16 protein-coding genes are annotated in these 20,230 nt (G+C 36.1%); 8 read left to right on the forward strand and 8 right to left on the reverse strand.

Annotated elements, in window-relative coordinates; genetic code table 11:
- Nucleotides 1–58 precede the first annotated feature (58 nt).
- The 3 genes from F3J23_RS01950 to F3J23_RS01960 all read left to right on the forward strand — a co-directional run bounded on the left by F3J23_RS01950 (nt 59) and on the right by F3J23_RS01960 (nt 6,700).
- Entirely contained in the window at nt 59–745 is a 687-nt protein-coding gene (locus F3J23_RS01950; protein WP_167023270.1) for a hypothetical protein, read from the forward strand.
- Nucleotides 746–900: 155 nt separating this feature from the next.
- On the forward strand, nt 901–3,759 hold the full coding sequence (locus tag F3J23_RS01955) for a M16 family metallopeptidase (protein ID WP_167023273.1): 2,859 nt from the start codon (nt 901–903) through the stop codon (nt 3,757–3,759).
- Nucleotides 3,760–3,883: 124 nt separating this feature from the next.
- Nucleotides 3,884–6,700, forward strand: coding sequence for a M16 family metallopeptidase (locus F3J23_RS01960; RefSeq protein WP_228455248.1), 2,817 nt, complete (start codon nt 3,884–3,886; stop codon nt 6,698–6,700).
- 111 nt (nt 6,701–6,811) lie between these two features.
- Here F3J23_RS01960 and F3J23_RS01965 read toward each other — a convergent pair whose 3' ends face one another.
- The 3 genes from F3J23_RS01965 to F3J23_RS01975 all read right to left on the reverse strand — a co-directional run bounded on the left by F3J23_RS01965 (nt 6,812) and on the right by F3J23_RS01975 (nt 10,684).
- A complete protein-coding gene (locus tag F3J23_RS01965; RefSeq protein WP_167023276.1) occupies nt 6,812–8,920 on the reverse strand; it encodes a S8 family peptidase in 2,109 nt (702 codons plus the stop codon).
- A gap of 267 nt (nt 8,921–9,187) precedes the next feature.
- Nucleotides 9,188–9,772: a DUF3109 family protein gene (locus F3J23_RS01970; RefSeq protein ID WP_167023279.1), complete on the reverse strand. Its 585-nt coding sequence runs from the start codon at nt 9,770–9,772 to the stop codon at nt 9,188–9,190.
- Nucleotides 9,773–9,778: 6 nt separating this feature from the next.
- Nucleotides 9,779–10,684, reverse strand: coding sequence for a DUF6427 family protein (locus F3J23_RS01975; protein ID WP_167023282.1), 906 nt, complete (start codon nt 10,682–10,684; stop codon nt 9,779–9,781).
- Nucleotides 10,685–10,726: 42 nt separating this feature from the next.
- Between F3J23_RS01975 and F3J23_RS01980 the strand changes: the two genes are divergently transcribed.
- On the forward strand, nt 10,727–10,960 hold the full coding sequence (locus tag F3J23_RS01980; protein ID WP_167023285.1) for a DUF6341 family protein: 234 nt from the start codon (nt 10,727–10,729) through the stop codon (nt 10,958–10,960).
- Between the two features lie 84 nt (nt 10,961–11,044).
- Here F3J23_RS01980 and F3J23_RS01985 read toward each other — a convergent pair whose 3' ends face one another.
- The 5 genes from F3J23_RS01985 to F3J23_RS02005 all read right to left on the reverse strand — a co-directional run bounded on the left by F3J23_RS01985 (nt 11,045) and on the right by F3J23_RS02005 (nt 14,167).
- On the reverse strand, nt 11,045–11,482 hold the full coding sequence (locus tag F3J23_RS01985; protein ID WP_167023288.1) for a universal stress protein: 438 nt from the start codon (nt 11,480–11,482) through the stop codon (nt 11,045–11,047).
- A 59-nt stretch (nt 11,483–11,541) separates the two neighbouring features.
- Complete coding sequence (locus F3J23_RS01990; RefSeq protein WP_167023291.1) at nt 11,542–12,147, reverse strand: fumarylacetoacetate hydrolase family protein; 606 nt, start codon at nt 12,145–12,147, stop codon at nt 11,542–11,544.
- 98 nt (nt 12,148–12,245) lie between these two features.
- Nucleotides 12,246–12,644 carry a DUF2007 domain-containing protein gene (locus F3J23_RS01995; protein ID WP_167023294.1) on the reverse strand — a complete coding sequence of 133 codons (399 nt, stop codon included), beginning with the start codon at nt 12,642–12,644 and terminating at the stop codon, nt 12,246–12,248.
- Between the two features lie 2 nt (nt 12,645–12,646).
- Nucleotides 12,647–13,411: a 3'-5' exonuclease gene (locus F3J23_RS02000; RefSeq protein WP_167023297.1), complete on the reverse strand. Its 765-nt coding sequence runs from the start codon at nt 13,409–13,411 to the stop codon at nt 12,647–12,649.
- Nucleotides 13,412–13,453: 42 nt separating this feature from the next.
- Nucleotides 13,454–14,167, reverse strand: a complete 714-nt coding sequence (locus tag F3J23_RS02005; protein ID WP_167023300.1) for a CDP-alcohol phosphatidyltransferase family protein — start codon at nt 14,165–14,167, stop codon at nt 13,454–13,456.
- An 89-nt stretch (nt 14,168–14,256) separates the two neighbouring features.
- Between F3J23_RS02005 and F3J23_RS02010 the strand changes: the two genes are divergently transcribed.
- The 4 genes from F3J23_RS02010 (at nt 14,257) to F3J23_RS02025 (ending at nt 20,220) form a co-directional block, all read left to right on the forward strand.
- Nucleotides 14,257–16,185, forward strand: coding sequence for an LTA synthase family protein (locus F3J23_RS02010; RefSeq protein ID WP_167023303.1), 1,929 nt, complete (start codon nt 14,257–14,259; stop codon nt 16,183–16,185).
- Between the two features lie 233 nt (nt 16,186–16,418).
- Entirely contained in the window at nt 16,419–16,838 is a 420-nt protein-coding gene (locus tag F3J23_RS02015) for a DUF2147 domain-containing protein (protein ID WP_167023306.1), read from the forward strand.
- 292 nt (nt 16,839–17,130) lie between these two features.
- Nucleotides 17,131–18,111: a pyruvate dehydrogenase complex E1 component subunit beta gene (locus tag F3J23_RS02020; RefSeq protein WP_153395173.1), complete on the forward strand. Its 981-nt coding sequence runs from the start codon at nt 17,131–17,133 to the stop codon at nt 18,109–18,111.
- 114 nt (nt 18,112–18,225) lie between these two features.
- Nucleotides 18,226–20,220 carry a KUP/HAK/KT family potassium transporter gene (locus F3J23_RS02025; protein ID WP_167023309.1) on the forward strand — a complete coding sequence of 665 codons (1,995 nt, stop codon included), beginning with the start codon at nt 18,226–18,228 and terminating at the stop codon, nt 20,218–20,220.
- Nucleotides 20,221–20,230 lie beyond the last annotated feature (10 nt).

Raw genomic sequence — 20,230 nt, forward strand, 5'->3', positions numbered from 1 at the left:
ACGTATGATATATGTCCGTCAATATTCCTATATTTACCTTCTAAATTTTATAGTAAATATGAAAAAGATCATCATTCCGTTTTTCTGTGCTGTGCTTTTCTCAGTACCGGCAGCTGCCCAGAAAAAAGGGGCTGCATCTGCTAAAACAGAAGCTGTAGCTTCAAAACTGACGCCTAAAGAAGTTATTGATAATTATTTCAAGGCATTAGGTGGAAAAGATAAATTAGAAGCTATCAAATCAACCATTACTGATAACACGGTAAGTGTACAGGGTATGGAAATTAAAATGACCACTAAGAAATTAGGAAATAAGTTCAAATCTGTACAATCATTGATGGGGAAAGAAATGATCCAGCTTTTTGACGGCGAGAAAGGATATTTTGACCAGATGGGAACTAAAATTGACATTCCTGCAGATAAGATCGCAGAATTGAAAAAAGGAAAACCGGTAGATGCGCTGGCATTCGATTTTGCTAATTTCAAAGAAGTTTCCACAGAGAAGCTCGATGGGAAAGACTACAACGTACTAGCTTCTGATAAAGGAAAATTTTATTTTGATGCAGGAACCGGGCTTTTGTATAAAACTGCTGCACCAGAAGGAAGCGCAATGATGAAAAGTTATATGACAGTAGACGGACTACAATTTCCTGCTGATGTAGAAGCTGAAGGAGGTGGGCAAAAGATGAATATCAAAACCACTAAAATTGTTCTCAACTCAGGAGTTACGGATGCAGATTTTAAATAAAAATCGCTTTTTAAATATATTAGAACCGGGTATTTCCCGGTTTTTTAATATATGTTCAATAACTTTAACTCAAATTTAACTATGAAATGAATTTTAAACACTTCTTCAGTTTGTGAATAATTGGTAGTTTTAGCCCGTAAATAAAATCAAATACCATGAAAAAAGTTCTTTCTTCATTTGCGGTTATCTTTTTGATGTCTGCCAATGCTTTTGGACAGAATATCCCGGTGGATCCTTCTGTAAGAATCGGTACGCTTTCCAACGGAATGAAGTACTATATCAAAAAAAACACATTACCTGAGAAAAAAGTAGATTTCCGCCTGGCAATCAATGCCGGTTCCATTCTTGAAGATGAAAATCAAAGAGGATTAGCTCACTTTATGGAGCACATGAACTTCAATGGAACCAAAAACTTCCCAGATAATAAATTAGTAGACTTTCTTCAGTCCATCGGAGTGAAGTTCGGGCAGCACCTTAATGCCTATACCAGCTTTGATGAAACGGTGTACATGCTTCCTGTTCCGTTAGACAAACCGGGAAATCTTGATGCCGGCCTGAAAGTAATGGAGGACTGGGCATTCAATGCAACCTTGTCTGATGAACAAATAAATAAAGAAAGAGGAGTGGTACTGGAAGAATTGAGACTTGGTCTTGGTGCAGACAAAAGAATGCAGGATAAATATCTTCCTAAACTTTTATATAAATCCCAATATGCCGAGAGACTTCCGATTGGTAAGAAAGATGTACTGGAAAACTTCAAACCGGATGTGATCAGAAAATTCCACCAGGATTGGTACAGACCGGATCTGATGGCCATTGTTGTTGTAGGAGACATCAATGTAGATGAAGTAGAAAAGAAAATCAAAGACAATTTCAGTAAATATAAAAATCCTTCAAAACCGAGAGAAAGAAAATCTTTTGACCTTCCGAATCATAAAGAAACTCTGGTAGCTGTTGAAACAGATCCGGATGCTACCAATTCTATGGTGCAGTTCATTATGAAAGATGCAGATGCCTATAAGCCGGATGTAACTGTTGAGCAGTACAACCAAAGCCTTGTAGAAAATCTTTCAACCACTATGCTAAATAACAGATTAAGAGAATTAATTAATTCTACCAACCCGCCTTTTACTTTTGGATCTGTTTATCACGGAGGAACTTATGCAAGAAGTAAAGAAGCTTTCCAGGGGTTCGCAATGGTGAAAGAAGGAAATCAGCTTAATGCATTGAAAGTTTTGCTGGAAGAAGTTGAAAGAGCAAAAAGATTCGGATTTACACAATCTGAACTGGACAGAGCAAAATCTCAGGTTCTTTCCAATCTTGAAAGATCTTATAACAACAGAGACAAGACAGAAAGTGGAATGCTGGTAGATGAGTATGTAAGGAACTTTCTGGAGAAGGAACCAATGCCGGGAATTACCTGGGAATATGAAGATACTAAATCTTTCCTGCCATCCGTTACCCTTGCACAGACGAATGAGATAATCAAAAAAATGGTAAAGGATGACAGCAGGGTTATCGTTATAACAGGTCCTAAAAAAGACAATGTAACTATGCCGACGGAAGCCATGGTTCTGAACACTTTTGATGCCGTAAAAATGGCAGACCTTAAGCCGTACGAAGAAAAAGAGACTATCAAAAACTTGGTAAAGCCTTTCAAATCTGAAGGGAAAATTGCTAAAACGGAAACAGATGCCAAATTAGGTACTACAACATGGACATTGAGCAACGGAGCGAAAGTAACTTTCAAAAAAACTGACTTTAAAGATGATGAGATCGTGTTCACAGCAAGAAGCTTAGGGGGAAGCTCTCTAATTCCGGATGCAGATTACAATAAAACACAATTTGCGTTCTCTGCATTGTCTGAAGCAGGAGTAGGAGGTTTTTCCAAAGCTGATCTTACCAACTATCTTGCCGGGAAGCAGGTGGGAGTAAATCCTATGGTTACTTCTCTTTTTGAAGGTATTTCAGGAAGAACAACTCAAAAGGATTTAAGTACAGCTATGGAACTTATGTATGCATACTTTACAAGTCTTAATTACAATCCGGCTTCTTTTAATGCCTACAAAGAAAAGCAGTCAGCAATGCTAAATAACCTGCTGTCTAATCCGCAGGCGTATTTCTCCAATGAACATGCGAAATTCATGAACCAGAAGAATCCTAGATTTATCGGTGTATTCCCGATGGAAAAAGACTGGGCCAATACAGATTATAAAAAGGCGTATGATATCTATAAAGATAAATTTGCCAATGCCGGGAACTTTCAGTTTTATTTCGTAGGAAATATTGATGAAGCAAAGTTTAAAGATGAAGTGCTTCAATACATTGCAAGTCTTCCTTCATCAGGAAAAGCAACTTCATTTAAAGATACAGGATACAGAACCATTACAGGAGAATACACTAAAATCTACAAAAAAGGAAAAGATCCTAAGAGTATGGTGTCTATCTCCTACAGCGGAGAAGCTCCTTACAATGAAAAAGAAGCTCTAGCATTATCTGCTCTTGGAGAAGTTGCAACCATCAAGGTCATTGAAAAATTAAGAGAAGATGAAAGCGGTATCTATGGCGGTGGAGCAAGAGGAGGAATGAACAAAGTCCCTTACGGAACATACAGTTTTGGTATCAACTTCCCTTGTGGCCCTGAAAATGCTGAAAAACTTACAAGAAGTGCAATTGCTGAACTTCAGAAGCTGATCGACAAAGGTCCTGAACAAAAAGATCTGGATAAGTATAAAGAAGGAGAATACAATGATAATAAAACGGAGCTTAAAGACAATATGTTCTGGATGAATGCCATTGCTAAAAACCAATTGGATGGAAGTGATAAGTATGATATTCTTAATTACCAGGATAAAGTAAAAGCACTTACTGTAAAAGATCTTCAGGATGTTGCCAAGAAATATCTTACTAAAGGTCGTATAGTAGCTATGCTGATGCCGGAAGACGGCTGGGAAAGCGCCAAAAAGACTGATGCAAAAGCAGAGGTAGCAGGTGCTACGGTCGTAAAACAATAATCTTTTTACTATTTATAAACATAAAGCCGCAGATCAATCTGCGGCTTTCTTGTTGAAAAAAGTCATCTTAAAGCTTTTGTAAAATGAATATAATTAATTAATTTTGAGACACAAAACAAGTAAAATGATGAAAAAAAGATTGTTCTCATGGGCAGCCCTTATTCTGGCTGTTACTCATTTCTTTGGGCAAAGTCTGCCGGTAGATCCCGCTGTAAAAATTGGAACACTTTCCAATGGAATGAAATACTATATCAGGAAAAATACAACTCCGGAAAAGAAAGTGGATTTCCGCCTGGCAATCAATGTCGGATCTATTCTTGAAGATGAAAATCAGAAAGGATTAGCTCACTTTATGGAGCATATGAACTTCAATGGAACCAAGAATTTTCCGGATAATAAATTGATAGATTTTTTGCAGTCTATCGGGATAAAATTTGGTCAGCATATTAATGCAAGTACAGGTTTTGATAGAACTGTATATATGCTTCCCGTTCCTTTAAATAATCCGGAAAATCTGGATATAGGGCTTAAGGTAATGGAAGATTGGGCTTTTAATGCCACTCTTTCAGATGAGCAGATCAATAAAGAAAGAGGAGTTGTCTTAGAAGAAATAAGGAATAAGCTTGGTGCTGGAAAAAGAATGGAGGATAAATACCTTCCGAAACTATTGTATAATTCTCATTATTTGAAGAGAAATATAGGGGGAGGTAATGAATCAATCACAAATTTTAAACCGGAAGCACTGAGGAAATTTAAAGAAGAATGGTATAGACCTGATCTCATGGCACTCATTGTGGTAGGAGATATTAATGTAGACGAAGTGGAAAAGAAGATTAAAGATAATTTTAGTAAATATAAGAATCCTCCAAATCCAAGAGAAAGAAAAATTTTTAGCTTACCCAATCACAAAGAAACCTTGGTTGCAATAGAAACAGATCCCGATGCTACAAGCTCTACCGTACATTTTGTTATAAAAGATTCAGAACCTTATAAACCTGATGCAACTGTTGAGCAATATGATCAAAGTATTATAGAAAATCTTTCTATGATCATGCTGAACCATAGATTGAGTGAACTTATTAATTCTAATGATCCGCCATTTATCTCAGGATCTGTTTATTATGGAGATAATTATGTGAAAGATAAGAAGGCTTTTCAAGGAGGTGCTCAAACCAAAGATGGTAATCAGCTTGTGGCCCTGAAAGCTCTTTTGGAAGAAGTGGAACGAGCGAAGAGATTTGGGTTTACTCAACAGGAACTTGACGATGCAAAAGCCAATATGCTCTCTGGAGCAGAAATTACCTATAACAACCGTGATAAAATAGAAAGTGATGCATGGGTAGGAGAATATGTAAATAATTTCCTTGAACAAGAACCTATTCCGGGAATCATCTGGGGCTATGAAAATGTAAAATCATTTATACCTAAAATTACCCTTACGCAAACCAATGAGGTAATAGGAAAAATGATGAAAGATGAGAATAGAGTGATCATTCTGACAGGTCCGGAGAAAGCGAACACAAAAAAAATTACTGAATCTGAAGTTTTGGAAACAATAAATGCAGTGAAATTAGCCAACCTGAAACCTTATGAAAAAAACGGAGCGATTAAAAATCTGGTAAAACCATTTGTTTCAGAAGGAAAAATTGTAAAAACGGAAAATGATGTAAAGTTAGGAACTACGACTTGGACATTAAGCAATGGAGCAAAAGTAACATTTAAAAAAACAAACTTTAAGGATGATGAAATCGTATTTAATGCAGTTAGCTTAGGCGGAACGTCTCTGATATCGGATGAAGATTATTTAAAAACACAGTTTGCCTTTCCTGGATTATTACAGGCGGGACTGAACGGTTTGTCCATAAATGATCTTAACAATTATGGAGCAGGAAGAAATGCATCAGCCAGTTTTTATGTTAATGAGCTGTCAGAAGGAATTTCGGGAAATTCTTCAAAAAAAGACCTTGATCTCGCAATGGAATTCATTTATGCTATTTTTACAGGAATGAACTTTGATGAAAAAGCATTTAATGCCTATAAAGAAAAAGCAATAACAGCTTCTGCAAATTATGAATCAAATCCTCAATATTATTTTTTTAACGAACATCTTAAATTTTTAAATCAAAAAAATCCAAGATTTACCAATGCAAAAGCTTCTAAAAAAGATTGGGAGAATGTAGATTATAAAAAGTTGTATAGCATTTTTAAAGCTAAATTTGCCAATGCCGGAAACTTTCACTTTTATTTTGTAGGTAATATAGAAGAAAATGAATTGAGAAAAGAGGTGTTACAGTATATTGCAAGTTTGCCTTCCACGGGAAAAACAGCAACTTTTAAAGATGATGGCTACAGACAGGTTGTAGGAGATTATACTAAAGTTTATAAAAAGGGAAAAGATCCTAAAAGTTTGGTCACAATTACCTATACTACTTTAGCTCCTTATATAGAAAAAGATGTCCTGGCCTTAAGCGCATTAGGGGAAATAGCATCCATTAAAATGACTGAAAAACTGAGAGAAGATGAAAGTGGAATTTATTCAGGAGAAGCCAAAGGGTATGCAGGAAAAGTTCCTTTCTCTTATTATAAATTTTATTTTAACTTCCCTTGCGGACCGGAAAATGCAGAAAAGCTTACAAAAAGCGCTATTGCTGAGATCCAGAAACTAATAGATAACGGACCTGAGCAGAAGGATCTTGATAAATATAAAGAAGGAGAATATAATGATTATGATACAGGTCTTAAAAACAATTCAGTCTGGCTGAATGAACTTACCAGAAATCAGCTGGAGGGAAGTGATAAATATGATATTCTGAATTATCGGGACCAAGTAAAGGCTCTTACGGTGAAAGACCTCCAGGGTGTTGCTAAGAAATACCTTACAAAAGGACGTATTATAGCGATGCTGATGCCGGAAGACGGATGGGAAAAAGCAGGAAAGTAAATCCAAAGTAAATATTAGAATTACTGATAATAATAGAAATAGGCTGGTAGAATACCAGCCTATTTCATTTAGAAGAATAGTTTATATGAATGCAATACAGCAAATTTTGACTTACTCTGTTTTTATTATTTTTTTAGATATGGAACGATGATCTTTTGTTTTAACTTCAATAATGTAAATTCCTTTAGCATAATGAGACAGGTTTACTGCTGTTTCATCTCCGTTTATTACACCACTTTGCAATTTCTTTCCGGACATATCGTAAACACTGAATTCCGAATATTTGGAAGCTTTCAGTATTTGGGTAACATCCTTAGTAATAGTAGGAACAATGGTAACATCATTGTCTTTTGATACCACTTCTCCGGTTGCCAGTACCTGTCCGCTGAATCCTGTTGCCAGAATGGAGTAATTTTGTGAATTTATGGCACCTTTATTCCCTATTTCTATTCTGTAGCTTCTCCCGGGGATTGGTGCGTCAATTACTACCTGTTCTACATTATCCACAGTATTATCAGCTTTTACTGCAGGAGCGGTAGGGTTATTCAGAGTAAGTTTCCAAGGGTAATAAACTGTATTGGTAACCGTATCTATGATTCTTAAATCCAGATCATTTACCAATCGGGATAGGTGATTGTCAATAAAAGTGTCTGGTGAGTTGGTATCTACCTGATAAGCAGGATCAACCCAGGATATAGTTACTTTAAGAGGCTCAGCTCCGGAGGCTGTAACCATTTTGGTATTGGGAACGGCGTTGTTTAATGTTTCGCTATTGAACAGTACGTTATTATTAGATTTCCCTACCAATAATTCTGCGCCTTTTTTCGCATCAATAAATCCCCAGCCAAATAAAACATCCGGTCCGATATTTCCAGCTTCAGCTGCTGAATGAACGGTTAATGTTTTAGCTGAAGCGGCATCAAGTTCTGCTCCATTGAAAAGCTGCTTATTAATTTGTGTCCATAACCCGATAATACCTGCTGCGCCTGGGGAAGAAAAGGACGTACCACTGGCTTGTAGTGTTTCCTGGCTTCCTATAAGATCTTCTGCTGTGGTTGCAGCTCTTAAAGATGTTCCTACAGCTGTGATATCAGGCTTTATAGCTCCGTCATCTCTTGGGCCTGCACAGCTGTAAGAAGAATGTACAACATCTGCGCTTGCTGTATACCGTCCTCCGTTACCTGCAATGATATCGGTGGCTCCTACTACTATAATGTTTTTTGCCAGTGAGCCTGGAGAGATACAGTTAGCTCCCATAGCACAGTTTCGCTGAGGCAGTATACTTCCTGGACTAAATGCGATTGGATTTCCATTGTTATCCTCATAGTATGGCGGGTTAGGGTCATTAGCTGAAGGGCCGTTTCCAAATTCATTTCCTGCAGATTTTGTGATGATGTAGGAAGGATTGTTGTACACTATTTGATCGTAATATTGATCATTAATATAGTATGATCCTAATAGGCTTAGGGATTGCCCTGTTGCAGGATTATACATACCATTCCATACCCAGACAGACTGTCCATTCACATCTTTTTCCTGCCACCCGGCATCTAGACCATAAGAATGATTGGAAATTTTAGGTTGCGCAATTAATATTTTTTGGTATACATTGGTATTATTTGCATTTCCGGGAAGCGTTGTTGATCTGAAATCATAGGAATCAATAGTGGAATTTTGGGCAATACCTTTGAGGTTAGCATTGCTTGCTACTCCATTGACTATAATGGGTAGATTATGTTCTTTTCCCCCTATAATGCTGGAAACAGCAGTTGCGTGCGATCCATAGTCTAGTGTGTTCGATTCTTTATTTACAATTCTGTTGGCCAGATTATTAAAAAGAAAATGTCCCTCAAATACTCTGCCTTCATCAAAGACAGTATATTTTATATTTTCTCCATTGAAAGATCCTTGAAGGCCGGCTATGTTACCATTTTGAAGAAAATCACTATTAGAATTCTTGACCTGATTCTCATCATTAGTTTTAAGAAAATAAGGCCTGCCATCGAAGAAAAAAGAAAGGCTGTTTTTTTTTGCTTTTTCCTTTTCAATAAATGATTGATCCGCATTTCGGGAGTAGGAAAGTTTTTTGATGTACTCATCAAATTTTTCACTGTTTTCTTTTTTTTGTCTTTCAAATTTTTCGAAGAGTTCCTTATTACCAGTTTGGGCATGGAGGAATGAGAGGCTTAAAACCCCAATAATCAAATAATTTTTTTTCATAAATTCTATTTTAAATTATCGTGTATTTTTTAGGAATGCTGATGATGATTGTATTTAAAATCAGGCTGTCCTAAGTGGTAACAAATTTAAGATTGCTTTGGTAAGGAGTAGCTTTTTTTGCGGTTATCAAATATTATAGATACCGTTAATTTGTATTATAAATTGGGATACATTAAGAACATGTAGTTGAGAATTTTGAAGGAGTTATAGAAAATAAAAGCCGCAGATAAAAAATCTGCGGCTTTTATTATTTAATTCAAATTCTGGTTAAGAACCATATTCTTTTTTCCATTCGTCAGCAGCTTCGCTCAGAACAGTGTAGAATTCTTCTCCGTATTTTCTTATTAACGGAGTTTTTAAGAATTTATAAACAGGTACCTGAAGTTCTTTTCCTAGCGTACAGGCATCGCTGCATACATTCCATTCATGATAATTCAAAGCGGTGAATGCTGAATATTCAGTAATACGGATAGGGTAGAGATGGCATGAAATCGGTTTTTGCCAGTCCACGGCACCGTCTTCATATGCTTTTTCAATACCACATTTGGTAATTCCTTTTTCATCGAATGTCACATACGCACATTCGCGGTCCTCCACCATAGGAGTAACGTACATTCCGTCGTGTGGATCAGTAGTCCATGTTCCCTGTTCTTCAAGGGCTTTAATACCCTCCTGAGTAAGGTAAGGCTTAATTTTATCAAAAATACCGTCCAATATTTCCAGCTCGTCTTTATCCAACGGAGCACCTACATCTCCTTCCACACAACATGCACCTTTACATTTCGTAAGGTTGCAAACAAATTCTTCGGAAAAAATTTCCTCGGAAATCAATTTATCGTCTATCTGAATCATAATTTTCTAAAATAAATCAAAAACTGTACCCGCTTTAAAGGTCAGTAAACTAATAATGATAAGCCATAAGCTGGCCTCCCGCATCCAGTACTTAGGTAAGAATCTCAACATTCTGCTCAGAATAATACTCGACGGAAATGCTAATAGAAGCAGATACTCATAGCTTTTATTCATATACAGAATAATGGTGATGAGCTGAGCTACAGAAAAAACAAGTAGAAAAGTATATTTATATCTGCTTATCGGACTCTTCTTATTATAGTTTTTAAAATGATCATATACCGCATAAATAAGCATCAATACTACAGGAATCAACGGCAGTAATTCTGTGTAATCTGTTACCGGTTTCATTTTTCCAAACGGAAAATAGTCAATATTCCATGAAGTGAACTGAACAAAATACATTACAGAAAAATAACTGAATGTGATCAGAACAATCCCCAGCAAAAACCTGAAAAGATTCAATGCAATCTTGGCAGAAGTGGCAATCACGTGAATAATCACAAAAACAGCCATTGGCCAGGTAGTGGGAAGGAAGATAAAATTGAGGGCAACAATGGAACCTACCAGTACATAAGATTTTTTCCTGATATCCTCATCTGCGCTTGTGAGGAGTAAAATAAGGAATGAATTGGTAAGCAGTGAAACAGCAATTCCTATATCCAGATTCCCAGGATATAACCCGAAAATAAAAAAGGTATATAAAAACAAGGGAAGATGCGTCTGATAATTAAGGGCAATACTGTGAAAACAAAAATATCCCAAAGCAATTCCCAGAAAAGTTATTCCGGCAACAATAGCTTCGTAAGTGTTGAAATTCAGTATGTTAAATATTATGACTACTAAAAGAAGAAAACCAATATAAACAGGAATTGAAAAAATATTGCTTTCTTTTGAAAGTAATTTAAACATTTTTTATAAATTTGTACAAAGTTAATTTAAAAAAGGAAAATAATGACGTCTTTCTTTCTATTCTTAAGCAAAGTTTTCAAATGGTCTTTCGGTTTCTTTGATGCTTTCGGTAATGTTTTAAACTGGATTCTATTTATAGTTTGCTGTGTACTATTCACTTATTGGTGCTATGTACTAGTGGTTACACTAGGTGGTGATAAAGATAAAGATTATTATTCTCCAACGGAAGGTAAGAATCCTTACTATGATCCGAACATCTATAAAAAAGAAGGTTAATTAATTGGTTATATAGTAAAAAACCGATCAAACAATATGGTTTGATCGGTTTTTTTATTACTAACGATTAAAATTTTCTTTTACTTAGTCGTGGATTGGAAGTACAAGCACCGGAACACTTGAACTTTTTGTAATACCTTTTGTTAAACTTCCTACAAATACATCATAAATTCCACTTCTGCCGTGTGATCCCATCACAATATAATCTGCATTTTTTGCCTTTGCATGTTCCAGAATGATGTCTTTGGCCAGCCCTTGTTTTAAAAGGTGTTCACAATCGATATCATGACCAATGATTCTTTGCTCTATTTTATTGAGTTGTACCAGTTCTTCTCTGATCTCATTGGCTTCCACTTCCGGAAAATATTGAAATCCCATATCTCCAATCGCAAATCCTATATCTGATGGAGCTACGTGGATCAGGTAAATTCTGCCGTTAAGCTGTTTTGCAAATTTTATGGCACCGTCTACCAGCTGGTCTGTCTTGTCCCCAAAATCTACGGGCAATACAATATTTATCATAACCTTTCATTTTGTTACCTAAAGGTATGAAAAATTTGTCAGAGTAGATGTTAAATAACTTATAATATTCGGATATCAAGGACTTTTTCTTCCTGAAGATAAGCTTCCAGAATATCACCTTCATCTACTTTTCCAACCCCTTTTGGTGTTCCTGTGAAGATAAGATCACCTACTCTTAAAGTGAAATACTGAGAAGCAAAAGCAATAATATCATCAAAATGGAACAACATATCTTTTGTGTTTCCATCCTGAACTTTCTCTTTATTTTTTAATAATGAAAACTGAAGATTGTCCAGACTGAAATTTTCTTTTTTAAAGAAGCTGCTCACTACGGCAGAACCGTCAAAACCTTTGGCAAGTTCCCACGGGAGTCCCTTTGATTTCAATTCACTCTGAAGATCTCTGGCTGTGAAATCAATTCCCAGACCTATTTCTTCATAATGCTTATTAGCAGATTCTTTCTGAATATATTTTCCTCCCTTGGAAATTTTTAGCACGACTTCCAGTTCGTAATGAATGTCATTTGAAAATTCAGGAATGTAGAAGTCATTACCTTTTAAAACCGCGGTATCGGGCTTCATAAAGATCACAGGATTCTCAGGAATTTCGTTTCCTAATTCTTTTGCATGCTCACTGTAGTTTCTTCCTATGCAGATTATTTTCATAACTCTTTTATTTTATTTTTTGACTTTGCCACTGTGTGGGAATGAAGCCGTTTTTTATTATACTTTAAATGATGTGAAAATTGTTGATTTTAATTGACTCAATGAGTGAATTCATTCCCGCAATAATAACATTTGAACTTATGGCTCGTGAGAAATGAAATTCCAAAGAAGCTGGTGGCACTGTCGTCCCTGTAAATATGATTGGAGCCACATTTGGGGCAAACGAAATCAAACTCGGGATCTTCAATGGTATGTTCTACCTCGAGTGCGTATTGCTCATTATCTTTATAATCCTGCAAAGCCTGCTGGGCTTTTTCCACATCTTCTTGAAAAACCTGGAGTTGTATACCGCCTACCGCCTGTGACAAAAGCCAGTCAGACTGAATAAGCTGTTCATTGGCAATAAAACTGTTAATACCGCTTTCAGCCAATATCTGTTTGTCCCTGTTAGCTTCCAGGGCAGTTTCATAAAATTTAAAACGAACCAGTTCAGACATCCTTAAAATCTGCTTGAAAGTTGAATTTTTGTAAATACCTTCTTGGTATATAACGGAAAATCAGCATTCTGAAGCCATCCGAAATACCCTAAATCTTTTTGGAAAACTGCTTTTACACCTTGGCCTTTATATTTTCCAAAGTTGAAAACTTCTTCCATTTTTTCGTTATATCCGATAAATCCGGCAAGATCTGCATTTTTATTATGAAATGTGAATTCGCTTAACGGTCCTATTTCATTCGGAATATCGTCATATTTTCCTATCTGTGCATCCAGAACTTCAAAAGTGGCCATCACATCAGCTTCCGCAGAGTGCGCATTTTCCAATGTTTTTCCACAATAGAACTGATAAGCAGCTCCCAGGTTTCGGGGTTCCTTTTTATGGAAAATTGTCTGTGCATCCACCAGTCTGAATTTACTCAGATCAAAATCCATTCCCACTCTTAAAAGTTCTTCAGCCAAAAGCGGAACATCAAATCTGTTAGAATTAAATCCTCCCAAATCACTTCCGGAAAGCATTTCCATGATTTTTGGAGCAATATCCCTGAATGTAGGAGCATCTTTTACATCTTCATCATAAATCCCGTGAATTTCACTGCTTTCTTTAGGAATAAGCATCTCAGGGTTTACACGCCATGTTTTGCTTTCTCTGGAAGCATCCGGATTTACTTTTAAGATACAGATCTCAACAATTCGATCTTTTCCGATATTCGTTCCCGTAGTTTCCAGGTCAAAAATACAAAGTGGTTTATGGAGTTTTAAATTCATGTTGATCATTAATAATTTGAAATGTGTTTTGTTTAAATGATTTTATTTTAATTGTCGCTGAAAAATAAGAGACACTAATATATAATAAATTACAAGCATAGGAATTCCTACAAGCTGAAATATAGCAAGAATTGCAATACCACCTACCAATAATACCACTTTTGGATAGTTATCTTTCAGTTGTCTGGATTTGAATTTCATTGCCATCATCTTGATCGGGCTGATCAAAAGCCAAGAAGTAATAATACTAAGCAGAACCAACAGCAGTTCGTTTTCAAATAGAAAACTGAAGGTCCCTGTTTCCTTAAAAGCATAATATAAACCGAACAATAAAACGGTATTTGTAGGAGTATTAAGTCCTTTAAAATAATAACGCTGCTCTTCGTCCAGGTTAAAAATCGCAAGTCTTAAACATGAGAATAAAGTAACCAGTAATCCGAAATATTTGATCTCGAATGGTAAATGAATACCAAAAAGTTCAGTTCCGAAAGGCTCAAGTGCTTTGTACATGGTTAATCCCGGAATCAATCCGAAACTTACCATATCCGCAAGCGAGTCAAGCTGAAGCCCAAGATTGGAGTTTGATTTCATAGCTCTTGCTACAAAACCGTCAAAAAAATCGAAAACAGAAGAGAGGATAAGGCAGATTGCCGTAGTTTGATAGTCTCCTAAAATAAGGTGTATTGCCCCAATGCAGCCTGCAAATAAATTTGCCAGGGTTAAGGCATTAGCCAGATTATTCTTTATAAAATCCATAACCACAAAATTACAGTTTTTACAAATTCTAACTCAAAATAATCTGAACTAAAAAATGCATTGAAGTGATTTTGATGTAAATTTGCCGCATGAAGTTTTTAAAAGGATTGAGAAAACAGGAAATTCTGGCATTGCTTTACAGGATTTTTTTAGCCTATGTTTTTTATCAGATTGCAAGACTTTTGTTCTGGTATTTTAATAAAGATCTGATAAAAGTTGACTCTGTTTCAGAATATTTGAAGCTTGCCTATCATGGTACTGCTTTCGATACGACTGCAATTTTGTATGTCAATTCATTATTTATTTTGTTAAGCCTTCTGCCTTTGGTGATCAATACAAAAAAAGGATTTCAAAAAGTTCTTTTCTGGGTGTATTTTATTACCAACGGACTTGCCTATGCGATGAACTTCGGAGATTTTATTTATTATAAATTTTCTCAGGCAAGGCTTACTTCAGCAGTATTTCAGGTGGCAGAGCATGAATCTAATGTTTCTCAAACCCTGATGATCTCTATCGGCCAGCACCCTTTTGTATTGGTTTGGTATATCATATTAATGATTCTATGGGTTTTTCTGTATAAAAAAGTAAAAGTGGAAGAAACAAAACCTGCTAATCTGCTTACTTATTTCCTTACCTCAATATTGGCGCTTTGTATTACTGCCGTACTGGTTGTAGGCGGAATCAGAGGAGATTTTAAACACAGTACAAGGCCGATTAACATGGTGGATGCAACGCGTTTTGTGACGAATCCTCTGCAGGGAAATATGGTACTTAACAGTACATTTTCTTTTTTCAGAACTTTAAATACAAACAACTTTAAAGAAGTGCATTTTGTAGATGATAAATACATTGAACAGCATGTGCAGCCTTATAAAGTTTATGATAGAAAGGTAGAAAACCGCCCGAATATTGTCATTTTTATTGTAGAATCTTTCGGAAGAGAATATTCAGGAGCATTCAATAAAGATAAAAACATTAAAGATTATGTTTCCTATACTCCGTTTATGGATAGTCTGGCAACACAGAGTCTTATTTTTCCTAATACATTTGCAAACGGAAGGCAGTCAATTCATGGGATGAGCAGCGTATTGGCCGGAATTCCGAGTCTTGCAGATGCTTTTACAGGATCTCCGTATTCCAACCAAAAAATTCAGTCTATTGTTTCGGTATGCAATGAGTTGGGATATGACACCTCCTTTTATCATGGAGCACCTAACGGATCGATGGGGTTCCTGGGATTTGGAAATATTTTAGGCTTTAAACATTATTTCGGAAAAACAGAATATAATCATGATGAAGACTTTGACGGAATGTGGGCCATCTGGGATGAACCTTTCCTTCAGTATTTTGCTAAAAATGTAGGAAAGAAACAACCATTTATGACTACGGTATTTACTGCTTCATCGCACCATCCGTTTAAAATTCCTGAAAAATATAACGGGAAATTTAAAAAAGGAAAAATAGAAATGCATGAGCCGATCCAATACACGGATTACGCCATTAAAAAATATTTTGAAACAGCTAAAAAACAGCCTTGGTTCCATAATACGATTTTTGTTTTCACGGGAGATCATACCAACCAGATTTATTATCCTGAATATGAAAAAGCAATGAACCGCTTTGCTGTTCCGTTGATTTTCTATTCTCCAAATCCGGAATATCAACTGAAGGGAATAAATCCTGAAATAGCACAACAGGCAGATATTTATCCGACATTAACAGATCTGATAGGCTATAATAAACCTATAAGAAGCTGGGGAAGAAGTTTAGTAAGTGATAAAAAATATCCTTTCATTGTAGTGAATTCAGACGGAACAACTGAGCAGTTCATGATCGGGAACTATATCTATCGTTTTGATGGAAAAGAGATTACCGGAGTATATGATAAATCTGATCTGGGTCTGGAAAAAAATCTGATCAACGAGCTTAAAAGCCCGGAAGTAGAACAGGGGAAACTAACAGCTAAAGCCTGGTACCAGGATTATATGCATAGAGTGATTACTAGGAAACTGTATTAAGATGAAAAGCTAAAAGGTAAAACTATAAAAAAGTGAAAAATGAATGTGCGGAGGGTCATTGCCCTTTAGCCATTTCGCCATTTCGCTTTTTTGCCTATTTACCTTTTTGCAATTTTACTCCTTTTTACCTCTTTATGCTTTGTATAATAAAAGTTTTTGTTCGTTGAAAATTAATTTATATTTTTATCAATACGTAGTAAGAATATTATATTTAAATTAAAACTAAAAGAAATATGAAAAAATTAATGTTAACATTTGCGCTTTCTTTGTTCAGCGTACTGACGTTTGCACAGATAGAAGGCAAGTGGAAAACAATAGATGATGAGACAAAACAGGCTAAATCTATTGTAGAGATCTTTAAAAAATCCGACGGGAAATATTATGGAAAAGTTTCTCAGTTGTTGATCAAGCCTGCAGATCCTAATTGTACGGTTTGTAAAGATGACAGAAAAGGAAAACCAATTTTAGGCCTGGAAATCATCAGAGGATTATCTAAAGACGGGGATGAGTTTTCAGGAGGAACAATCACAGATCCAAAAACAGGAAAAACCTACAAATGTACCATTACAAGAAAAGGTGATAAACTTAATGTAAGAGGGTATTTAGGAGTATCCTTATTAGGAAGAACCCAGGTTTGGGAGAAAGCAAATTAACCTAAGTTTAAATAGAATTTCAAAACGGTATTTCAGCAATGAAGTGCCGTTTTTTTGAAAATAACTCTGAATAGGATACTGATGTAAGCCTAAAAAAATCAATCAAAGTATCTTTCAGTTCTTTTTTCAAACTTCAATAACTTCTTTCTTCCAGCCTCCAGCTCCCTTTCCATTAAAACATTCCTTCTTAAATTATCATTAATATTATCCCTTCCTCCTCAAATGAGATGCCTTTTTATTATGTGTATAATAAAAAAACACTATTTTTGTAGTCTAAATTTTTCAAGAAAATATGGCAGAATATACTTTTCGTGAGGTAATTGCACAGGCAATGAGCGAGGAAATGCGTAAAGACGAATCTATCTACCTGATGGGGGAGGAAGTTGCAGAATATAATGGTGCATATAAAGCTTCAAAAGGAATGCTGGATGAATTTGGTCCGAAAAGAGTAATCGATACACCGATTGCAGAACTTGGATTTACAGGAATCTCTGTGGGAGCTGCAATGAATGGGAACAGACCTATCGTAGAATTTATGACATTCAATTTCTCATTAGTAGGAATTGATCAGATTATCAATAATGCAGCGAAAATCCGTCAGATGAGCGGTGGACAGTGGAACTGCCCAATCGTTTTCCGTGGTCCTACTGCTTCTGCAGGACAGCTGGGAGCTACACACTCTCAGGCTTTTGAAGGTTGGTTTGCCAACTGCCCGGGGCTTAAAGTGGTAGTACCTTCAAATCCTTATGATGCAAAAGGGTTATTGAAAACCGCAATCCAGGATAATGATCCGGTTATTTTCATGGAATCTGAACAGATGTATGGAGATAAAATGGAAATTCCTGAAGAAGAATATTATTTACCAATAGGAAAAGCAGATATCAAGAGAGAAGGTACAGATGTTACTTTGGTTTCTTTCGGTAAGATTATGAAGCTGGCTTTACAGGCTGCTGAAGATATGGCTAAAGAAGGAATCTCTGTAGAAGTAATAGATCTTAGAACTGTTCGTCCTCTTGATTTTGATACGATTTTAGAATCTGTAAAGAAAACAAACAGATTAGTTATTTTAGAAGAAGCTTGGCCGTTTGGTTCAATATCTTCAGAAATTACATATATGGTACAGCAAAAAGCATTCGATTATTTAGATGCTCCTATCAAGAGAATTACGACTCCTGATGCACCAGCACCATACTCTGCGGCCCTATTTGCAGAATGGTTCCCTAAACTTGAAAAAGTGAAAGAGGAAATTAAAAAGGCGATGTACGTTAAATAGTAATAGAAAAAAACTTCCGAAAGGAAGTTTTTTCATTTATTATATTCATGAAGAAAAGTTCTTGAGGTCATAAATTTAGTATAAATTTGCGCGTTTAAAATAAAATAAGCTGACATGGCAGACGTTACAGAAGATGGTTATCACTTTGACATAAAAAAACTATCTTTCATTGGAGTTTTAGTTTCCCTGGGTATTGTTTTCGGAGATATCGGAACATCACCGCTTTACGTAATGAAAGCGATTGTAAATGCAAGGAATGAAGGGAGTACAATGCCTTTCAATGAGTACATAGAAGGAGCTCTCTCCTGTATTATCTGGACTCTTACCCTGCAAACCACGATAAAATATGTGATCATTGCACTTAGAGCAGATAACAAAGGAGAAGGAGGTATTTTAGCTCTATTCTCACTGGTTAGAAACCTTAAAAAAGGCTGGCTCTATCTTATTGCGATTATAGGAGCCGCTGCACTTATTGCAGACGGAGTGATTACACCATCGCTTACCGTAATGTCTGCAATTGAAGGTCTTGAAATTTACAATCCTCATACACCAGTTGTCCCTATCACCATTGGAATCCTGATTGCTATTTTTTTCGTACAGCAATTTGGTACAAGCTTTATCGGGAAGTTTTTCGGCCCTGTGATGGTTGTGTGGTTTTTAGTACTGGGAGGTCTGGGAGTAATGCATTTAAGTGAAAATTTTGAAATTCTGAGATCTTTCAATCCTTATTATGCTTATAAGCTTATAGTAAATTCTCCTAGTGCCATTGTTATTTTAGGTGCTGTATTCCTTTGTACAACCGGAGCGGAAGCCCTTTATTCAGACCTTGGGCACTGCGGAGCCAAAAATATAAGAGTAAGCTGGGCATTTGTTAAGATAATGCTTATCTTAAACTATTTGGGACAAGGTGCATGGCTTTTAACAAACCACGGAAAACCAGGGTTCTCGGTAGTAAACCCGTTCTTCGGAATTATGGAAGAGTGGATGATTATTCCAGGAGTAATTTTGGCTACTGCCGCTGCAATCATTGCCAGTCAGGCATTGATTACAGGTTCTTTCACCATTTTCTCTGAAGCAATGTCTCTTAATTTATGGCCTAATCAGAAAATTGATTACCCTTCCGGGGTTAAAGGGCAAATGTATATTCCAAGAATTAATTGGGGACTTTTGATCCTTTGTATTATTGTAGTACTTCACTTCAGAGAATCAGGAAAAATGGAAGCGGCATACGGACTTTCAATCACGGTAACGATGCTGATGACAACAGTCTTGCTGATCTTCTGGTTATTGAAACATAGAGTAAGCAAAGTATTGATACTAGTGTTTGCCTTTGTATATCTGGCCATTGAATTAGGTTTCTTCGGAGCTAATATCATCAAGTTTATGGAAGGAGGTTGGATCACAGTTGTGCTGGCCGGTTCTATCGGAGTTTCCATGTATGCTTGGTACAACGGAAGATTGATAAAGACAAGATTTATTCAGTTTGTAAAAATTGATAAATATGTGTCGATTCTTAAAGATATGAAACTGGACGAAACGATTCCAAAATATGCTACCAATCTTGCTTACCTGAGCAGAGCAAAAAGAAATGATGAAGTAGAATCAAAAATTATCTATTCCATCATTAAAAAACAGCCGAAAAGAGCGGATCATTATTTCATTCTGAGTATCGTCAACCAGGAAGATCCGTATACATTTAAATATACGGTGGATGAAATTCTTCCGGGAACCGTTTATAAGATCAATTTCCTTTTAGGATTTAAAGTTGACAGAAGAATCAATGATTATTTCAATATGGTGTTGAAGGATTTAATGGCTGATGGAACCATTCCTTCAAGAAGCAGCCACCCATCTTTAAGAGCACATGATATACCACCGGATCTGAAGTATGTAATCATAGATAACACCTATATCAACGATATCCTTTTAACTGTTAAACAGAAGATTACGCTTAATATTTACAACTTTGTGAAGTATATCGGAAGTGACGACTTTAAAGCCTGGGGAGTGTCTTCGCACAATGTTGAAGTGGAATCTGCACCTATTACCGAACTCACGGTATATGATAACAGAATTGAACAATCAGGGTACTTCCGCCACAACTCTTAAATCACAGACA

This window comes from Chryseobacterium sp. Tr-659, assembly GCF_011752975.1.
Lineage (GTDB): Bacteria > Bacteroidota > Bacteroidia > Flavobacteriales > Weeksellaceae > Chryseobacterium.